This window comes from Gilliamella sp. GillExp13, from assembly GCF_001690815.1.
GTDB lineage: Bacteria > Pseudomonadota > Gammaproteobacteria > Enterobacterales > Orbaceae > Gilliamella > Gilliamella bombi.
The window spans coordinates 73,943-92,490 of the sequence record NZ_LZHJ01000028.1; the positions used below are offsets into that span (position 1 = coordinate 73,943).

Below are 18,548 nucleotides of genomic sequence, written 5' to 3' on the forward strand. Positions count from 1 at the left end.
AAAAGACTTTATGAATAATAAAATTGGACAATCTTTGAATCGCTTCGCTTATGATTTTTCGGATATTAATCAATTAAAGCGAAATGTAGTTAATGGCTCTGCTGAAGGTATTAAGCAAGTTGCTCAGCAGTTTGAGTCATTATTTATTAATATGATGATGCAAAGTATGCGAAAGGCTGTACCTGAAAGTGGTTTATTTAGTCAGTCTGCTACACAACTATTTACTTCAATGTTTGACCAACAAATTACACAGCAAGCAGCGGGTAAAGGGTTTGGATTAGCAGATATGCTTATTAAACAGTTAACTAATAAAGTTTCACCATCAATTAATGTTAACCTACAATCTAATACAAACAATAATACTCAGCAAAATCTCCAATTAGCTCAATCCTTATTTAGTAATGCATCGCCTAATTTATCGCCTGAAGCACTAGGGCAAATACTATATCGTAACCATAATGCTAACAAAGCAGCTGAAATTAAACATAACGAAGCAATATTAAAAACACAACTAGATAATGTAAACGAAGATTATGTCACAAAATTTGTTATGGAATGGCTAGAGCCAGCTAGGCAAGCTGCTAAAAAATCTGGTATTCCGTATGAGGTTATTATTGCGCAAGCAGCACTAGAGACTGGGTGGGGGCAAAAGCAAATTAAAACCGCTAATAATCAATCAAGCCACAATTACTTTGGTGTCAAAGCAACATCGTCATGGAATGGCAATTCAACTCGTTTAACCACACATGAATTTGTTAATAATAAAATGATGAAAATTGAAGATAATTTTAGAGTCTATAATAGTAAACATCATGCATTAACCGACTACCTCAATTTACTAACTAAAAGTCCCCGTTATCATGCAGTTATTAAAGCTCCTGATGCCAGAACAGCTGCTAAAGAATTACAAGCTGCACATTACGCAACTGATCCAAATTATAGTGATAAGCTTATTCAAATCATTGGTCGTATTGAAAAAATTGCAAAAAATAATCAGTTAACAACTGTATCAGGATTTAGGAAAATTGCATTTAATTAATAATAGAATTACTCGGTTTGAATACAATGCTCAATACTTTGCTAGTAAAAATATTATAAAACTAATTTTAAAAACAAATAATTATGAATTAAATAAGAAATCAATCAATAAAAAAAACGTTCAGGTAGAGTATTGATTTTATTAATTTTTTATAATTAAGCGTCACTCGCTTAAACTGATGGTTTATATTACATAATGACATTGTTTTTGAAACTTTTTAGTTAAAATAAAAAAGGAGGTGGTAAACCTCCTTTGAGTGGGATGAATAGTTTGAGTCGATTCACAACTTAGGGTAAAAAACATTGCTTAAATAAAATTAGGTTACAAAACTTTATTTCATTTGAAACAGTGACATACTTTGCATAGTCATAAAGGTATATTGTGCAGCTTGTAAATTAGCTTGTAGCATTACATATTCTGAAATGGCTTCGTACCAATCGACGTCTTCAAGTTGGCTGATTTGAGTTTGAAATTCAATATCTAATGTTTTCCCCAATGTGGTTAATCTGTCAATTTCGGATAATACCGAGCCACCTTCTGCTCTAAGTGTCGAAATATTATTAAAAGAATTGTCTACTCCATGACGTGCTTTTGATAACCCAGATCTAAATTGTTCAACGGTATCATCATTATCATAATCTAGATCTATTTTTAATGCCTCAATTGCATAATCAATACTTGCAAATATGTTACTTTCTGCTGGTGAACCATCAGATTCTTTAACATTTGAGCCAGTCATAAATACTTGAATACCTGTAAAACTTAGCGATACTTCTCGCGAGTCATCGATTAATACATTGATAGAAGTTGTACCGCCTACGTAACTCACTTCACCTGATTCATTCATTACAAAAGGAGGTGTATCGTTTTTCTTACCAGCAAAAAGGTAGTTACCATTAGTGTCTTTTGCATTAGCTAATGATAAAAGTTGATCTTTTAAACTTTGTAATTTATTAGCAAGATCGAGTCTATTTTCTTCATTTAAGGTTTCATTTGATGCATAGACCAATGTTTCCTGAATTGCTTGGATAACAGTATTGGCTTCCGATAAGATCGTATCTTGGCGACTAAGTGATTTATCGGCATTTTCGCGTGTTGCTTGGAACTGTTCATTTTGTGCTTGCGCTTGCTTTATTATTAATGATTGTGATGCTCCCATTGGATCATCAGAAGGAGTTAAAATCTTTTTACCTGTTGCCAAATGCAACCCCGATTTTTGCCATTTGCTGTTGGTGTTTAAAATACTGTTTAAGTTTTTTTGATAAATTGAGTTTGTGCTAAGGCGCATTTTTTATCCTTTAATCATTTAGTTAAACCTAAAATGGTATCAAATAGTGTTGTGGCCGCATCAATCACTTTGGCATTTGCTTGGTAATACTGCATATAAACCTGCATAGAGATATACTCTTCTTCAATATTAACCCCTGAAATCGATTGATTTTGCTCATAAATTTGTTGAGTTATATTTTTGCTTGATTGAGCAGAAATTTTTGCTGTTTGAGTTTCACTACCAATGTAGTTAGTTAAGCGGGTATAAGCACTTTTTAATGTTGTTGTACCATTAACAAGTTTTTCATGTTGGATTTCTAATAATTTGGTTACATTACGATTATCACCAGCGCCATTTTCTTCATCGTTAATACCTGTTGCTAGTTTATTTACATCTTTCACTAGCAGTTGTAATGACGAAGCAATATCGGCAACTGGTTTTATGATAAACGAATCTCCAATAACCGCATTACCACTTATCTCAATGGTCAGTCCATCAAAAAACAATTTACCATCTTTGATTTCAGGAGTAATTAGCTGATGATCAGATAATCTTGTGACAATCCAATTATTACCATCAAATTCTATTTTATAATCAGAAGCTTTTACTTCACTCAAAGCATTAAACTCAATTTTGGCTGAAGCATTACCTTGGTTTTTAGTATTTGTGACACAACTAGGATGATTGTAATCAAACAACTTTTCACCTTGATTACCATTAATATCAATACCCGACATATGCACTTCATTAAAACGTTCTGCTAAATTTAATGCAATTAAGCCTAGTTGATTGCGGGCTTCGGTTAATGGTCCATCACGAAAGGTTAATAAGCCGTGTAACGTACCTGATGTAATGTTTTGGCTTGTCAATTCTTGTGTTGCACCTGAAGGATGAGTATAAATAATAGTATTTAACGAAGGATCATCTGTTGAAGGTTGTACCGATAATAAGTTAATAGAAGAGCCTTGAACTAAATTTAAACCATTAGCAAGCGAAAGATTATATTGTCCATTTTGTTCAGTAACGGTAATGCCAATGATTTCGCTTAATTCATTGACTAACTGATCGCGTTGGTCAAGTAATGCATTAGGTTCGTTTCCACCGCCTACCGACTGTAGTTGTGATATTTTTTGATTAAGTTCGGCAATTTGTTGAGTATAGGTATTAACTTTATCAACATTACTATTTAATTCAGTATTAACGTTGGCAATTTGGTTCTTTAAATTTGTTTCTGTTTTATTAAATTGGCTAGTTAAAGATGTCAGATCACTAATAACAGTTTGTTTTGTCGATGCATCACTAGCATTGGATGCAAGTTTATTTAAACTGGCAAAAAGATTATTAATTTGAGATGAAATACTATTGTCATTCTCTGCTAACAGATTATCTACTTTAGATAATTCATTATAATAAGCTTTGATAGAACCATTTTGTGATTGTGATTGCCGTAGTTGTCCTACAACAAAATTATTAAAAGCGCGATTAACAGATGATACACAAACACCGTTACCGACAAACCCAAAACTATGCTGAGTTCCATTTGCTTGGCGTAAAATTTGTTGTTGACGATTGTAACCAGTTGTATGAGCATTACTAATATTATTGCTTATTACATTCAGCATATTTTGTGCTGCATTTAACCCACTAATACCAGTATTCATTAATGAATTCGCCATAAAATCCTCTCAATATAGTTTGAGTTCATAATATCAATTAAAATAAGTCTTTTTTATATCGGGTTAAATTCACAAAACTTTAATAATTGTTGTGCGTGTTTTAAAAAAGTTTTCAAATAAATTCATTTTTTCAAAAATGAATTTATTCTGATTTGGTCTGTTGTGATTGTCTTAAAAAATCGGTTCCGGTCATGTTATTTTCTTCTTCAATATACTGTTGTGCTATTTTATTCAAAATTAAGATACTGATACGGCGATTAGCATCTTTACTGTAATTAGGATTGTTTAAATTCACTGTATCGGCAAGTGCAATAATTCGAATAATTTTATTTGAGTCTAATCCACCAGCTATAAGCTCTCTTCTTGATGAATTAGCTCTATCTGCAGATAGTTCCCAATTGCTATATCCTCTATCACCTGTTGTATATTGGCGTTCATCAGTATGGCCTGACAAGGTGATTTTATTTGGTAAGGAATTGATAATCGGCGCTAATGCATGCAGAATTTCTTGCATATTAGGATCAATGGTTGTACTACCAATATCAAACATGGGTTTATCATCTGAAGCTAAAATTTGAATCCGTAACCCCATTTCAGTTAATTCAATAATAAGATTAGGTGCTAATTTCTTTAGGCGTTCATCAATTTCAAAAATATCATAAATTTTACGTGCCGCTTCAATCATCTGTATTTTTTCAAGTTGCTGTTTCTCAACTTCATTCTGTGATTGGGTAAAATGATAGCTTTTTTCTTCACCAAGTTGTTTACTAACATCATCACCGCCACCAGGAATCGGACTTTCACTATCGCTAATATTTTTACCGCCATTGTAGCCAAGAATTAAAGGGGTTCTAAAGTATTCAGCAATACCTTTCAGTTCTTGAGGGGTAGATGTAGAAATTAACCACATGACTAAAAATAGTGCCATCATTGCGGTCATAAAGTCGGCATAGGCGATTTTCCACGAACCGCCATGATGTCCACCACCATGCCCTGATTTTTTCTTTATAATTATTCTTACAGATTTATCTTTCATTATTCTTTATTTTCATTTGGATTAGATTTTTTGTCTTTAACTTCTTGTATGTATTTTTCTAATTCAAAGAATGATGGCCTTTCATGAGAAAATAATGTTTTTCGCCCAAATTCAATACAAATTTGTGGCGCATAATCATGCATGCTGGCAATAAGTATTACTTTAGTACATTCTAGAACTTTCACTGTATCGGCGTTTCTTTGTTTTAATAAAGCAGCTAATGGCGAAACAAAACCATAAGCAAGCAAAATTCCTAAAAAAGTTCCTACCATAGCATGAGCGATAAGCTCACCGAGTTCACTTGCTGGTCTATCAGCTTGAGCAAGTGTATTAATTACGCCCATTACAGCAGCGACGATCCCAAATGCTGGTAGACCATCACCAATCCCTGAAATGGCATCTACAGGTTTTTCAAGTTCGTGGACAAATGTTTCAATTTCTTCACTCATCAGTGTTTCTATTTCAAATACATCCATATTGCCACTAATCATAAGACGTAAGTAATCAGTGATAAAATCACAAATTCTTGGATTAGCTAAAATAAGTGGATATTGTTTAAATAATTCACTTTCATGCGGATTATCAATATCTGATTCAATGGATAGCCCTCCACTTTGGCGAATCTTCGTCAAAATGGTATACATAAAATTAATGAGTGTTAAATATAGATTCTTATTATATTTGGATGTTTTAAACAATTGACCTAAAGACTTAAGTGTGGCTTTTATTGTTTTTTGTTCATTACTAACAATAAAAGCGCCTATTGCAGCACCACCAATAATCAGTAATTCGAGTGGCTGAAATAGTACAGCTAAATAACCACCACTGAGTACATAACCAAGTAGCGCCGAAGCGATCACTACAATATATCCTATAATTATTAGCATTGACTTTCTTCTTTCTCCATAAAATAACGAACGGCTGAATTGCTTTAATATTTATTTAAGCAGTGATCTGTTTGGCAACTGATGAATTTAAATAACTTGGTTTCGATAACACTTTCATGCATTTTTCGTCATTTTCTTTTTGTGTCTTATTATTTTTATCCGCCCTTGACGGAGGCTGACATAAACTGCAAGTAAAAGTATTTTGTGGATGATAAGCGTGTGTAATAAAACGTCCACGACATGCGTTACAACATGATTGTTGCATTATTTTCCTTTCGACAAATTTGACTAATATCCACGCTCTGGTTAATCCTAAAACAGGTTTATCCTTATGTGATAAAAATTGGCATTGCTCTAAATAAAGTTGATAGGCTTTTAAGATAGTTTGAATGCCTGATTTTAGACCATTTTTAACTAAATAAGAGTATGCGTTATAAAAAATACTCGCATGGATATTAGGTTCCCATGTCATAAACCACGAGGTTGAAAACGGTAATAAACCTTTAGGTGGAGGACATCCTTGAATCTCTTTATAAAGCTTTATAAGTTTATTTCGACTTAAGTTGGTTTCACTTTCCAGCATTTGGATTCTTCCACCTAGGGAAATCAATTTGATAGCGAGTTGAGTTTCCTCATATTTTTGGATAATACTTGTACTTGTCATCTTAGTTCCTTAGCTACTTATTGATTGAATCTAATAGCAAACTTGATAAAAGAATTCCTGTATGCATCTGTTTAATATCACCAATGCGAGATTCTTCAGTAAGTTTTTTCATCATTTCAGCATTTTCAAATCGTAACTGAAAAGTTAATTGATTTGTTTCTGATAGAATCAACATTTGAGAGGTGTTTAAACGGCTAAGTATATCTGCCGTTTCTTCATCAATACCTAATCGATACATTGCCATGACTTTGTCTTTCTCAATCATTTTCTGGCTTAATAGTAGTGTTGATAGATTCAAATGATGTATACATTTTAGAATATCGTCATCTAATAAATTTCCCAATTTAGTCACCAATCTATATTTGTAATTTTTCGCATAAAAAAACGAAAAATTAGTGAAATTAAACTAATTTCGTTTTTTTATGCTTAAAATTACATTTTTAAACGCAAAAGGTCAATAAAAAAATAATTTCAATTATTTTTTATTTTAATTACACTTTATTTTGATTGTTTTTTTATTTTTTCTAAAAATTAATTTTACTTTGTATTCTTTTGATAGCTTGGCTATGTAATTGGCTCACTCTTGACTCACTAATATCCATTACTTTACCAATCTCTTTTAAATTGAGATCCTCTTGGTAATAAAGTGATAAAACAAGTTTTTCTTTTTCTGGTAGTTTTTCAATTTGTTGAATAATTGTATTACGAATTTCCTCATCTATTAGTGCTGAAAAAGGATTATTATCTTCATCACATTTAATAATGCTATCAATGTTATCACCCAATTTTTTATGAATTTCATCATACGAACATATTTGGCTATTATTTGAATCTAATAAAATTTTTCGGTATTCGCTTATAGGTAGTTCTAAGTATTTAGCAATCTGATAATCACTAGGAGGTGTACCTAACTTCTGTTCTAATTCATTAATTGCTGTTGTAACATCTCTAATTTTCTTACGGGTTTGTCTTGGCAACCAATCACGACTACGTAGTTCATCAAGCATTGCTCCTTTAATTCTTGGTATGGCAAATGTAGCAAAAGTATTACCTTGAGATGAGTCATAACGTTTTATAGTATCTAATAAACCGATATAGCCAACTTGTAATAAATCATCAAGCTCGACTGTTGCAGGTAAACGAACTGCTAATTTTAAAGCTTCATTACGCACTAAATGAATATATTGCTGCCAATCGATTTGGTGTATTACACCGCGTGAGTTATATAAGCTATCATCCATTTTTGAACCAATGTTAAAAAAAATGTCTAACATTATTATGACGATGGTTAGCAAATTTAATGGGTTGAATAAAGGGCTAAAAAATAGCTAATTATCATTATTAGCCATAACAGCATTATAAAATGCCGTTATGGTTATATGACAGGGTTATAATAACTAAAATGAGAAACAGAATTATTGCAATAAAGAAAGTACAGATTGAGGTACTTGGTTAGCTTGTGCTAATACTGAAGTACCTGCTTGTTGTAAAATTTGACCTCGAGTCATGTTTGATACTTCTGTTGCATAATCAGCATCTTCAATACGGCTACGTGCAGAACTTAAATTATTGACAGTATTATTGATATTAGTTACAGTTGATTCGAAACGGTTTTGTACCGCACCTAGTTGCCCTCTTAATGCATCAATTTTTGATAATGCAGAATCAATTGTTTTTAATGGATCTTCTGTTGGTGAATCAGATACGTTAAATCCATTTAAACCAAGTTCAGTGCTATCAATTTTTTTCAAATTGATTTCAATAGTTTCGCCATCATTTGCACCAACCTGAATTTTAAGTGTTTTATCTTCAGATAATACTTTAGAACCATTGAAATCAGTTTGGTTAGAAACACGATCAATCTCATCTAGACGTTGATCAATTTCATTTTGAATTGATACTAAATCACTTTCAGAGTTGGTACCATTTGCTGCTTGAACAGTTAATTCACGAATACGTTGTACGTTGTTGTTGATTTCGTTTAATGCACCTTCAGTAGTTTGTGCAAGTGAAATACCATCATTTGCATTACGAGCAGCTTGTGTTAATCCTTTGATGTTTGATGAAAAACGGTTAGCAATTGCTTGACCTGCTGCATCATCTTTTGCGCTATTAATACGCATACCTGATGAAAGGCGCTCAATAGAAGTACTAAGAACGCTTTGAGAATTGTTAAGGTTATTTTTTGCCATTAAAGACATTGTATTTGTATTAATTACTTGTGCCATTTTTATCTCCAATAATATAAATATTAAAATCAACAAGATGTTTAAATTTAATTCAATATTCTTGTTGACAAATAACTTATCGGTAACAAAATAGGGAACTTTAATATTTTTGATGATTATTTTTTTATGGTAGCAGTTTGGTTGCAAATTAAAACTGATATTATTAAATAAATCATAGCATTATTTATTTGGAAATAATTTCCCGATGATTTTTTATTCAAAAAATAGATTGCCATCAATTTATTAGATAAATATTTAAAGGAAGACTAAATTTTTTTGATTGTCAGCCGATATAAACAATATTGAATAATTGTTATAGGTAGATTAAATCATGGCAATGAGCGCACTAGGTATTGGTTCTGGAATCGATCTTAATGGTATTTTAGATCAACTAGAAGTGGCCGAAAAAACACGTTTAACCCCAATTACAACTCAACAAAAAGCAATTAATGCGAAAATTAGTGGTTTTGGTAAATTAAAAAGTGCATTAACAACATTTAATACTGCAACGGAAAAACTTCAAAAAAAAGAGCTTTTTCAAAGCCGAATAGCAACAGGAAATGACAATTATTTTTCGGTAAAAGCAAATAGTAAAGCAGCATTAGGTAATTATACAGTTACAGTTGATCAATTAGCGACATCTCATGGTATTGCTACATCGACGATCAATGATAAAAATGCTAAGTTAGGTAATGATAACCAAACGCGAACTATTATTATTGAACAAACGAATGGTCAAAAACTTGATATAACCTTATCTCAGGATGAGGTATCTTTAGAATCAATAGCAAATGCCATTAATAATGCCAAAGTTACTAATGAAGATGGAACAACCAGCTCTTCAACAATAAATGCTGCCATTATTCGTTCTGGATCAGATGGTTATCAATTAGTTATCACATCGAAAGAAACAGGTGAGCAACAAAGCATTACTTCTATCTCATCTGATGATGAGAAGTTAAACGATATTATTGGGTTTGATATTAATCAACCAAACAATAGCCATATGACTGAAGTTTCAAAAGCGCAAGATGCTAAATTTTCGTTTAATGGTATTGCCATAACAAGTAGTTCTAATACTGTCAAAGAGGTCGTTGCCGGTGTTGATATTACATTAAAAGCAACTACAACAACAAGTCAAAATTTGGTAATAACCGCAGATGATGAAAAAGCCGAAGAAGCAATTAAAGAATGGGTAGAGGCATTTAATCAGTTACAATCCACAATATCAACATTAACCCAGTTCACCACTGAAGAAAAAAATTCCAAGGAATTAAATAGCAGTAATGGTCCGCTTGTTGGGGATGCAACATTGCGTAATATAGATCAAAGCATTCGTTCGATATTTTCTAAAGGACAATCCGGCGAGTTTTCGGTATTAGCCCAAATAGGTATTAATATGGACAAGAATGGTACGTTAACTATTAATGAAAATGCTTTAAAAAAAGCATTAAGTGAAAACAGTGATGCAGTCGCAACACTGTTTACTGGTGACGGTAAAAACACAGGAATTGCAAATGAAGTTTTTGCTAAAGTCAGTGGGTTTATTGATAGTGATGGTATGATTGATTCAGCAACTAATGGTTTGAATGCAACATTAAAGTCATTAGATAAACGCCATGAACAAGTGAGCAATTCTATTGAACAAACTATTGAGCGTTATCGGGTGCAATTTACCAAATTAGATATTTTAATTAACGAGTTAGATAGCATGAGTAATTATTTAACAACTCAATTTGATATGATGGCAAATTTAAAAAAATAGAGAATAGTAATGTATAAAATGGGCTCTCATGCTTACGAGCAAGTGAATTTAGAAACGCGTATTAGCCAAGCATCCCCCCATCAATTGATTGTTTTATTATTTGATGGAGCACTTAATGCAATTAAATTGGCTAGCTTATATATTCAAAAAGGTAATATTGTTGGTAAAGGTAACGCAATTTCTAAAGCGATTAATATTGTTGATAATGGTCTTAAAAGCTGTCTAGATTTAGAAAAAGGCGGTGAAATTGCTGAAAATTTAGATCGTTTATATCACTATATTAGCCAACAATTGTTATTGGCTAATTTGCATAATGATCAAGAAAAATTACAGACTTGTTTCGATTTACTTAACAATATTGCTGAGTCGTGGCGTGAGATTGCTAAGTAAAAAAGGATGATTATGCAAGGAAATAATTTATTAGAACAATACGAACAATTCAACTATGTTGTTGAACAAATGTTAATTAATGCACAGAATGAAAACTGGGATTTATTGTTGAGTTGGCAGGCGAAATACCTTCAATTATCGAAAGGTATTATGTTGGTTGATGATTTTTCGAAAATTGAAAACATGCCATTGCAACATCAAGACATGATTCTAATGTATATCAAAAATATACTTAGCTATCAACAGCAGTTAACCCAATTAATGATTACTCGTCATTCTCAGCTTAGAGGTTTAATAGGTAAACATGTTGATTATCATAACAAAGTAGGAAACTACCAAAAAATTGCGAGTTTAGTATAAATTTTAGAAGCGTTTGGTTCGGGCCTTATTTTTCATAATAAGGCCATGAAAATCTATTACTGTGTTGATTAAATATATTATTTTATGCCAGAATAAATAATCATACATAAAACAACCGCACAAAAAATATCTCTTTTTATTTATTATCTAATAGAGGCTATGAATTAAACATTCATATTCATAATTTCTTGATAAGCAGCAACCAGTTTATTGCGTACTTGAATACCAAACTGCAATGAAACCGATGATTTTTGCATATTAACCATGACCTCATTCAATGAAATATTTGCATCTCCCATTTCAAAAGCTTTAGCTTCATTATTTGTTTGTATTTGTAGTTGACTGATGTTATCTAAAGCGGTTTTTAATTCTGAAACAAAGTTTTTATCTGCAAAATTCGTTTTTGAGGAAATTGACGTTGATTCATTTAAATCATCAAGTTTAAATGAATCTAATATGTTGATTGTATTCATTTATTGTGTTTATTTTTCTGTTTTTTGTTAATGTGTCGCTAAATTTATCATAAAAACTAAAAAACAAAGGGTCTAAGTAAGGGAAAAAGTGCACGCTTTTCTTGCCATTGAATTTTTTAAATACATGGATAATAACGAACAGAGTTAATCTAAATAGTTTAGAGTCAGGGTGCCAATGGCTAGTCAAACAGTCAATAATAAAGGTGAATCAATATTAAATAAGTTGCCTTTTATAAATCAACTAAAACAAAACACCAAAATGGCATTGTTAATTGCAGCTGTAATTATAATAGCCATTATTAGTTTTATTTATTTATGGGCTAAAGATGAGTCTTATGCAGTTTTATTCAGTAATTTAAATGATAAAGATGGTGGTGAAATTATTAGCCAACTTGATAAGATGAATATTCCTTATCAATTTTCGTCTTCTGGTTCCACAATCTTAATTCCACAAGATAAAGTCTACGATACCCGATTACGTATTGCTCAGCAGGGTTTACCAAAAGGTGGGGCGGTAGGTTTTGAATTGCTCGACAAAGAAAGTTTTGGTATGAGCCAATTCAATGAACAAATAAATTATCAACGAGCTTTAGAAGGCGAATTATCCCGAACAATATCCATCATCAGTAGTATTGATGATGCTAGAGTGCATTTAGCGATGCCTAAACCTTCTTTATTTGTCAGGGAAAGGAAATCTCCTTCTGCATCGGTGGCGTTAACGTTATTTCCTGGGCGATCGTTATCACAAGGTCAAATCGATGCCATTATCCATTTAATTTCCAGTAGTGTGCCAGAATTACAAGCAGATAAAGTGACCATTATCGATCAGCATGGTCACCTGTTAACTGGTGAAGGTTATCGTGATAGAAACACAAATGTTGCTCAACTCGAATTTGGTGAGCGAATTGAAAATAATATTCGTGAACGAGTAGAAAAAATTATCACGCCAATTTTGGGTAAAAATAATGTCAAGGTACAAGTGAATGCTGATATTGATTTCAGTCGACAAGAATCAACATCAGAAACTTATGATCCTAATAGTGATATTGCTAATCAAACTATTCGCAGTAAGCAACAAGTAGAAAATCGTCAATCAGCTAAAGGCTATGGTGTAGGTGGTGTGCCAGGAGCTTTGTCTAATCAACCTGTACCTGCATCTAGCGCGCCAATCGATGAACAAGAATCGACTGAAAAACACGATAAGCAAGGAAATTACAGCTTGCAATCAAATAATACCGTTAATTTTGAAGTAAATAGAAAGGTTATACACAGTCAAATACCTGAAGGTCGTATTAAACGTTTATCGGTTGCTGTTTTGGTGAATTATAAATTTGTTACAACCGAGCCAGATAATGTTAAATCTGAGGATGTTGACAGTGATAATGACAATGACAAAAACAAGTCATCTTCCATAACTGAGCAATGGGTAAAGCTAGATAGTGATGAACTGAAAAATATTGAAGCATTAGCCCGTCAGGCAATGGGTTTTTCTGATTTACGTGGTGATAGCTTGACTGTTGCAAATTTGAAATTTACCGATCAAACACTTGATGACAACGATAATATGGCATTTTGGAAAACTTCTGAATTTTATGATTCTGCTAAAACAGTAATTAAATATCTAATTTATATTATTATTTTATGGTTTGCGTGGCGTAAGGTTTTACGTTCGGTATGGATAAAATTACAACGTAAATTCCTTATTGATAATGGAGAATCATTAGTTTCTCAATCTACCGTAGACGATACATTAGATTATAAAGCTCACAGTAAACAACAGCAAAAAATATTTGAAGATAATACGCAACAACAACAGCATATACGGAAAATTGTTGAAAAAGAACCGCGTGTAATGGCACTAATTATTCGTAATTGGATAAATAAGGAGGACACTGAGCAATGATATTAAGTGAATCTCAAAAAGTAGCTGTGATTTTAATGGTGTTAGGTGAAGGGTTAGCGGCACAAGTTATGCAACATCTTAACCATAAAGAAGTGCAACAAATTAGTAGTGCGATGATGTCATTACCTCAATTTTCTCAAGAACAGTTGAAAGGTATACTTAACGAGTGCCAAGTTGCTCTTGAAGAATGCGCTGTTTTAAATACCGATCCAGATGGTTACTTACGTACAATATTGGGTCGATCTCTTGGTAGTGAAAAAGCCGAACGTTTACTGGATGAATTATTAGATACAGGAAAAGAAGAAGCAACCGATGGTCTTGAAATGCTTAACTATGTCGATGCTACAAGAGCAGTTGATTTGGTCAAAAAAGAACATCCACAAATTATTGCAACTATTTTAGTTCATCTAAATCGTGATTTAGCGGCAGAAATTCTAAATCTATTTGATGATGAATTACGAAACGATGTCATGTTACGTATTGCAACTTTTGGAGGAGTAGAGCCTTCTGCACTTCAATTACTCTCAACTTCATTATCGACTTTACTACATGGTCAAAATATCAAACTTAATAATCTTGGTGGTATACGTACTGCGGCAGAAATTATTAACTTAATGAAAACGCAGCAAGAAGAGCAAGTTATTAATGCATTGCGTGATTATGATGGCGAGTTAACCCAAAAAATTATTGATGAAATGTTCTTATTTGAAAATCTTGTTGAAGTGGATGATAGAAGTATTCAACGCTTACTTAAAGAAGTCGATAATGAAATATTAATAATTGCATTGAAAGGTGCATCGGTTGAATTACGAGAAAAACTATTGAGTAACATGTCACAGCGAGCGGCATCTATCTTACGTGAAGATTTAGAAAATAGACCTCCTGTACGTTTATCTCAAGTTGAAACTGAACAGAAAAAAATACTGGCTATTGCTCGTCGATTAGCAGAAAGTGGTGAAGTGATCCTAAGTAGCGGTGATGATGAATATGTGTAATCGGCCAGATAGATTAAATTGGGAACCATTAAGTTTTCAAGATTTCTCTTTACCCGAATTACCGAAATTAAGTAAAAATGAAGTTGCTATAAACGTTGGAACTGATGATCCTGAAACAGAACTAACTGCTACCGAGATAGATAATGTTGTAATTGAACCAGAGTTAAATCAGGCACAACAGTTAGAGCAATTAAAAGAAGAGGTAAAAAAACAGGCTTATCAGGACGGTTTTAATTTAGGTCAACAAGAAGGTTTCAATGCAGGTAAGCAAACTGGTTATGATGAAGGATATCAAATTGGCGAGCAAGAAGGGCGCCAGTTCATTGAACAACAACTTAATGAAGAAAAATTAAATGCCGTTCAAGCTATAGCTAATTTAATAGCTAATTTTCAAAATTCGATTAACGAGATCGATGAATTAATTGTTCCTAAACTGCTTGATTTAGCATTGATTGCTGCGCAAAAAACAGTAGGCACGATACCAAAAGCTAAGCAAAAACAGCTTATATATACCATAAAAACATTAGTTGAACAGTGTTCAGTCTTGTCTGAACCTATTGCATTGCATCTTAATCCAGCTGATTTACTGTGGTTAGAACCCATGCTGAATGATGAAATCAGTCAACATCATTGGCAACTTATTGCCGATTCTAACGTAGAACAGGGTGGATGCAAGATATTTACCGAAACTAATGAAATTGATGCAAATATCGATCAACACTGGCAAATAATGTCTGATAGCTTAAAAGAGGACAATCATTAACGTGAGATATTCTGCACAATGGCTAAATAAAATTGACCAAGCTACACAACAACTTGAATCACTATCACTAATCCGCCAATATGGAAGATTGATTAAAGCATCGGGACTTGTGCTAGAAGCTATTGGACTAAAGTTACCTTTGGGGTCTAACTGCTTGGTTGAACGACAAACCGACGGTCGAATTGAGCCTGTTGAGTGTGAGGTAGTTGGATTTAGTGATAAAACACTTTATTTAATGCCATTTGAATCAACTGACGGTATTTTATTAGGGGCTCGAGTCTATACTAAGCAATATGATCTAACACATTTTAACCATAAAGTATTACCTATGGGAATGGGATTATTAGGTCGAGTGGTTGATGCTATGGGAAACCCCTTAGATGACAAACCATTACCTGAGCATATTGAGTATGCTGGATTAGCCAATAAATCCCTTAATCCACTACAACGGACTCCTGTTCATCAGGTTCTTGATGTTGGTGTCAGAGCTATAAATGCCTTGCTAACCGTTGGCAAAGGGCAACGAATGGGCTTATTTGCTGGATCAGGGGTTGGTAAAAGTGTCTTACTAGGCATGATGGCTCGTTATACGCAAGCGGATATTATTGTTGTCGGTTTGATTGGTGAACGAGGTCGAGAAGTTAAAGACTTTATCGAAAATATTTTAGGCGAAGAAGGATTGGCTCGAGCGGTTGTTATAGCAGCACCAGCGGATGTTTCGCCATTATTACGCTTACAAGGAGCGGCATATGCAACAAAAATTGCTGAAAACTTTCGTGATAAAGGCTTTAACGTTTTATTGATTATGGACTCTTTAACTCGTTATGCTATGGCACAACGAGAAATTGCTTTAGCAATTGGTGAACCCCCAGCAACTAAAGGTTATCCTCCATCAGTCTTTGCAAAGTTACCCGCATTAGTTGAAAGAGCTGGCAATGATGAAGAAGGGAAAGGCTCAATTACTGCATTTTATACGGTATTAACCGAAGGTGATGATCAACAAGATCCGATTGCAGATTCGGCTCGAGCAATTTTAGATGGACACATTGTTTTATCTCGATCTCTTGCTGAATCAGGACATTATCCAGCTATTGATATTGAGGCTTCAATCAGTCGCGTAATGACAGATCTTACTGCTCCTGAAGATGAAAAAAAATCTAGATTATTTAAACAATTATTTTCAAGTTTTCAACGAAACCGTGATTTGATTAATGTTGGTGCTTATGTATCTGGCACAGATCCATTATTAGACAGAGCAATAACGCTATATCCTGCTATGCAAAAATTTTTACAACAAGGTATTAATGAACATTGCTGTTATCAAGACGCTTATCAACAATTAGCGGCCATTGTTGAGCCACAATTAGCTCGTTAGGGAAATATCATAATGAATAAAAATCCTTCGCAACTTGCATTTTCAACATTAAAAAAATTGGCGCAAAAGTCGGTAGACGATAACTTGATAAAACTAAAAAAAGCAAATGAAAATCATCAAAATGCACAATCACAGCTAAATGTTTTAAATAATTATTATGTTGAATATCAACAAAAATTAAATAATGCCTTATTTGAAGGTATTAAAGGTAGCGAGTTAAACAATTTTAAATCGTTTATTGCTTCAATTGAACAAGGTATTGAGCAACAAAAAAAACTATTGTTATCGTTAGATATTAAACAAAAGCAAATTACAAATCAGCTTAATCAATCACAAAAAAGCTTAAACACATATACCACACTATTAAATAAGCAGTATAACCAATATTTGCAACGACAAAATCGGTTACAGCAAAAACTGACAGATGAATTTGCGCAGTTACAATTAGCAAGGAGAGTATTAAATGAATGTTAATCTTATCAATGGATTGAACCCTACTGTTTCTCATCAATCAGATCTTGTTGAAACCAATTTAACGAATAATGGTAATGATTGCTTTCAACAATTATTACAACAAAGTGAAAATCAAACCGAACATAATAAAAAAACAGTTAATGCCAAATTAAAAGGTATCGATGATGCGCAAGAAGATAATGATCATAATGTTGAAATATTAATTACGGAAATTTATCCCTTTAATATACAAACACCAATAGCACAAGATAGTGATATAAAAATAGATCAAAATACTGAAACATTAAATGTTAATTTATTCGATGGATCATCATCAGAAGTGGTAATCGATGAGCAAGCAACGCATTTACTTACTTCTATTTATGACAGTGAAGATTTAATTAATAAAGTAACATCACAAACAGAAATAAAAACTAAACCTGTGGATAAAGGAACGACAAATATTAAAGATAATATTAATAATTTTGCTAACTCAAAAAATGAATCGCATAAAGCTAGTGAATTTATGCAGAAAGTAGTGATAAATCAAGTCCAATTAATAAATAATTACGATGATGAAGGACAAATGGCTACTAATCAAGAGCCATTTTTGTTAGCCAATACCAATGGACAAAACCAGCTATTATCACAAACTAGTATTAGCGTAAGATCAGCGACAATAAATTTACCTACACAAAATATTATGCAGTGGCAAACTTCATTAACTGAACAAATTATTATGCTTAATCGTCAAGGTATTCAAACTGCCGAAATAAAATTACATCCACAAGAGTTAGGCTCAATGTACATTAAGCTTGCAATGAATGATGATAAAATGAATCTTCATATGATGGCTGCACATAGTGCTGTTAAAGGTATGTTAGAATCGGCTTTACCTTTTTTAAGAACATCATTAGAAGATCAAGGTATTACACTAGAGCAAACAAATATCGGTGATTTTTCAATGATGAATGATTCAAAACAATCTGATACACCGCAACAAACAAAAAGCAATCAAACCCAGAAAGTCGTATCACTTGATGTAATAGACGATAGTATTGAGCAATCTCTAGTTGAAAGTCGATCAATTAAATCTAGACTTAGTATATTTGCTTAACTAATAAGATTATTATTTTTTGAGCAATTTTATATTTTAAATCAATTGAAACGTTTAAATAGGTAATGTTTTGTTGCCTATTCTTCAAATCAATTTAAAAAATATGATTTATTATTCTTGTAACTATACCTAATTAATGGGTTATAAATCTTTT

General features: G+C 32.7%; 19 protein-coding genes. 10 read left to right on the forward strand and 9 right to left on the reverse strand.

The genetic code is table 11. The features are described from left to right. Positions 1–10: 10 nt before the first annotated feature. A complete protein-coding gene (gene flgJ / locus A9G37_RS02540) occupies positions 11–1,039 on the forward strand; it encodes a flagellar assembly peptidoglycan hydrolase FlgJ (RefSeq protein ID WP_051634096.1) in 1,029 nt (342 codons plus the stop codon). A gap of 331 nt (positions 1,040–1,370) precedes the next feature. On the opposite strand, the gene flgL is transcribed toward flgJ, so the two are convergent. From flgL to A9G37_RS02580, 8 genes are all read right to left on the reverse strand, one after another. Next, a complete protein-coding gene (flgL, locus tag A9G37_RS02545; protein WP_034909471.1) occupies positions 1,371–2,327 on the reverse strand; it encodes a flagellar hook-associated protein FlgL in 957 nt (318 codons plus the stop codon). 14 nt (positions 2,328–2,341) lie between these two features. After that, on the reverse strand, positions 2,342–3,985 hold the full coding sequence (gene flgK, locus A9G37_RS02550) for a flagellar hook-associated protein FlgK (protein WP_034909473.1): 1,644 nt from the start codon (positions 3,983–3,985) through the stop codon (positions 2,342–2,344). Positions 3,986–4,127: 142 nt separating this feature from the next. Beyond that, positions 4,128–5,021 (reverse strand): flagellar motor protein MotB, encoded by an 894-nt coding sequence (motB, locus tag A9G37_RS02555; RefSeq protein ID WP_051634098.1) that lies wholly within the window; start codon positions 5,019–5,021, stop codon positions 4,128–4,130. Then, positions 5,021–5,908, reverse strand: a complete 888-nt coding sequence (gene motA, locus A9G37_RS02560) for a flagellar motor stator protein MotA (RefSeq protein WP_034909474.1) — start codon at positions 5,906–5,908, stop codon at positions 5,021–5,023. The genes motB and motA overlap by 1 nt, the downstream gene beginning before the upstream one ends. A gap of 55 nt (positions 5,909–5,963) precedes the next feature. Next, positions 5,964–6,572 (reverse strand): flagellar transcriptional regulator FlhC, encoded by a 609-nt coding sequence (gene flhC, locus A9G37_RS02565; protein WP_051634099.1) that lies wholly within the window; start codon positions 6,570–6,572, stop codon positions 5,964–5,966. Between the two features lie 13 nt (positions 6,573–6,585). Beyond that, positions 6,586–6,915: a flagellar transcriptional regulator FlhD gene (gene flhD, locus A9G37_RS02570; protein ID WP_034909475.1), complete on the reverse strand. Its 330-nt coding sequence runs from the start codon at positions 6,913–6,915 to the stop codon at positions 6,586–6,588. Positions 6,916–7,096: 181 nt separating this feature from the next. Beyond that, positions 7,097–7,846 carry an RNA polymerase sigma factor FliA gene (locus tag A9G37_RS02575; protein ID WP_238552610.1) on the reverse strand — a complete coding sequence of 250 codons (750 nt, stop codon included), beginning with the start codon at positions 7,844–7,846 and terminating at the stop codon, positions 7,097–7,099. Positions 7,847–7,987: 141 nt separating this feature from the next. Next, positions 7,988–8,800, reverse strand: a complete 813-nt coding sequence (locus tag A9G37_RS02580; RefSeq protein ID WP_034909477.1) for a flagellin N-terminal helical domain-containing protein — start codon at positions 8,798–8,800, stop codon at positions 7,988–7,990. Positions 8,801–9,131: 331 nt separating this feature from the next. Here A9G37_RS02580 and fliD point away from each other — a divergent pair, with 331 nt between their 5' ends. The 3 genes from fliD to A9G37_RS02595 are packed head-to-tail and all read left to right on the forward strand — an operon-like array spanning position 9,132 to position 11,315. Beyond that, a complete protein-coding gene (gene fliD, locus A9G37_RS02585; protein ID WP_051634100.1) occupies positions 9,132–10,565 on the forward strand; it encodes a flagellar filament capping protein FliD in 1,434 nt (477 codons plus the stop codon). A gap of 9 nt (positions 10,566–10,574) precedes the next feature. Beyond that, positions 10,575–10,955, forward strand: a complete 381-nt coding sequence (gene fliS / locus A9G37_RS02590; protein WP_034909484.1) for a flagellar export chaperone FliS — start codon at positions 10,575–10,577, stop codon at positions 10,953–10,955. A gap of 12 nt (positions 10,956–10,967) precedes the next feature. Further along, positions 10,968–11,315: a hypothetical protein gene (locus A9G37_RS02595; protein ID WP_034909487.1), complete on the forward strand. Its 348-nt coding sequence runs from the start codon at positions 10,968–10,970 to the stop codon at positions 11,313–11,315. Between the two features lie 164 nt (positions 11,316–11,479). Here the strand turns inward: A9G37_RS02595 and fliE are convergent, their stop codons facing one another. Further along, the gene (gene fliE, locus A9G37_RS02600; RefSeq protein WP_034909488.1) at positions 11,480–11,788 is read right to left on the reverse strand and encodes a flagellar hook-basal body complex protein FliE; all 309 of its coding nucleotides are present in this window, start codon (positions 11,786–11,788) and stop codon (positions 11,480–11,482) included. A 175-nt stretch (positions 11,789–11,963) separates the two neighbouring features. Here fliE and fliF point away from each other — a divergent pair, with 175 nt between their 5' ends. The 6 genes from fliF to A9G37_RS02630 are packed head-to-tail and all read left to right on the forward strand — an operon-like array spanning position 11,964 to position 18,394. Beyond that, positions 11,964–13,691 (forward strand): flagellar basal-body MS-ring/collar protein FliF, encoded by a 1,728-nt coding sequence (fliF, locus tag A9G37_RS02605; protein ID WP_051634101.1) that lies wholly within the window; start codon positions 11,964–11,966, stop codon positions 13,689–13,691. Then, complete coding sequence (gene fliG / locus A9G37_RS02610; RefSeq protein WP_034909489.1) at positions 13,688–14,686, forward strand: flagellar motor switch protein FliG; 999 nt, start codon at positions 13,688–13,690, stop codon at positions 14,684–14,686. The genes fliF and fliG overlap by 4 nt, the downstream gene beginning before the upstream one ends. Next, a complete protein-coding gene (locus A9G37_RS02615) occupies positions 14,679–15,449 on the forward strand; it encodes a flagellar assembly protein FliH (RefSeq protein ID WP_162162636.1) in 771 nt (256 codons plus the stop codon). Before fliG ends, A9G37_RS02615 begins: the two co-directional genes overlap by 8 nt. Then, the gene (gene fliI / locus A9G37_RS02620; RefSeq protein WP_034909495.1) at positions 15,445–16,824 is read left to right on the forward strand and encodes a flagellar protein export ATPase FliI; all 1,380 of its coding nucleotides are present in this window, start codon (positions 15,445–15,447) and stop codon (positions 16,822–16,824) included. The genes A9G37_RS02615 and fliI overlap by 5 nt, the downstream gene beginning before the upstream one ends. Positions 16,825–16,836: 12 nt before the next feature. Then, positions 16,837–17,298, forward strand: a complete 462-nt coding sequence (gene fliJ / locus A9G37_RS02625) for a flagellar export protein FliJ (RefSeq protein ID WP_051634102.1) — start codon at positions 16,837–16,839, stop codon at positions 17,296–17,298. Beyond that, positions 17,288–18,394, forward strand: a complete 1,107-nt coding sequence (locus A9G37_RS02630) for a flagellar hook-length control protein FliK (RefSeq protein ID WP_065574533.1) — start codon at positions 17,288–17,290, stop codon at positions 18,392–18,394. Before fliJ ends, A9G37_RS02630 begins: the two co-directional genes overlap by 11 nt. The last annotated feature ends 154 nt before the right edge of the window (positions 18,395–18,548 follow it).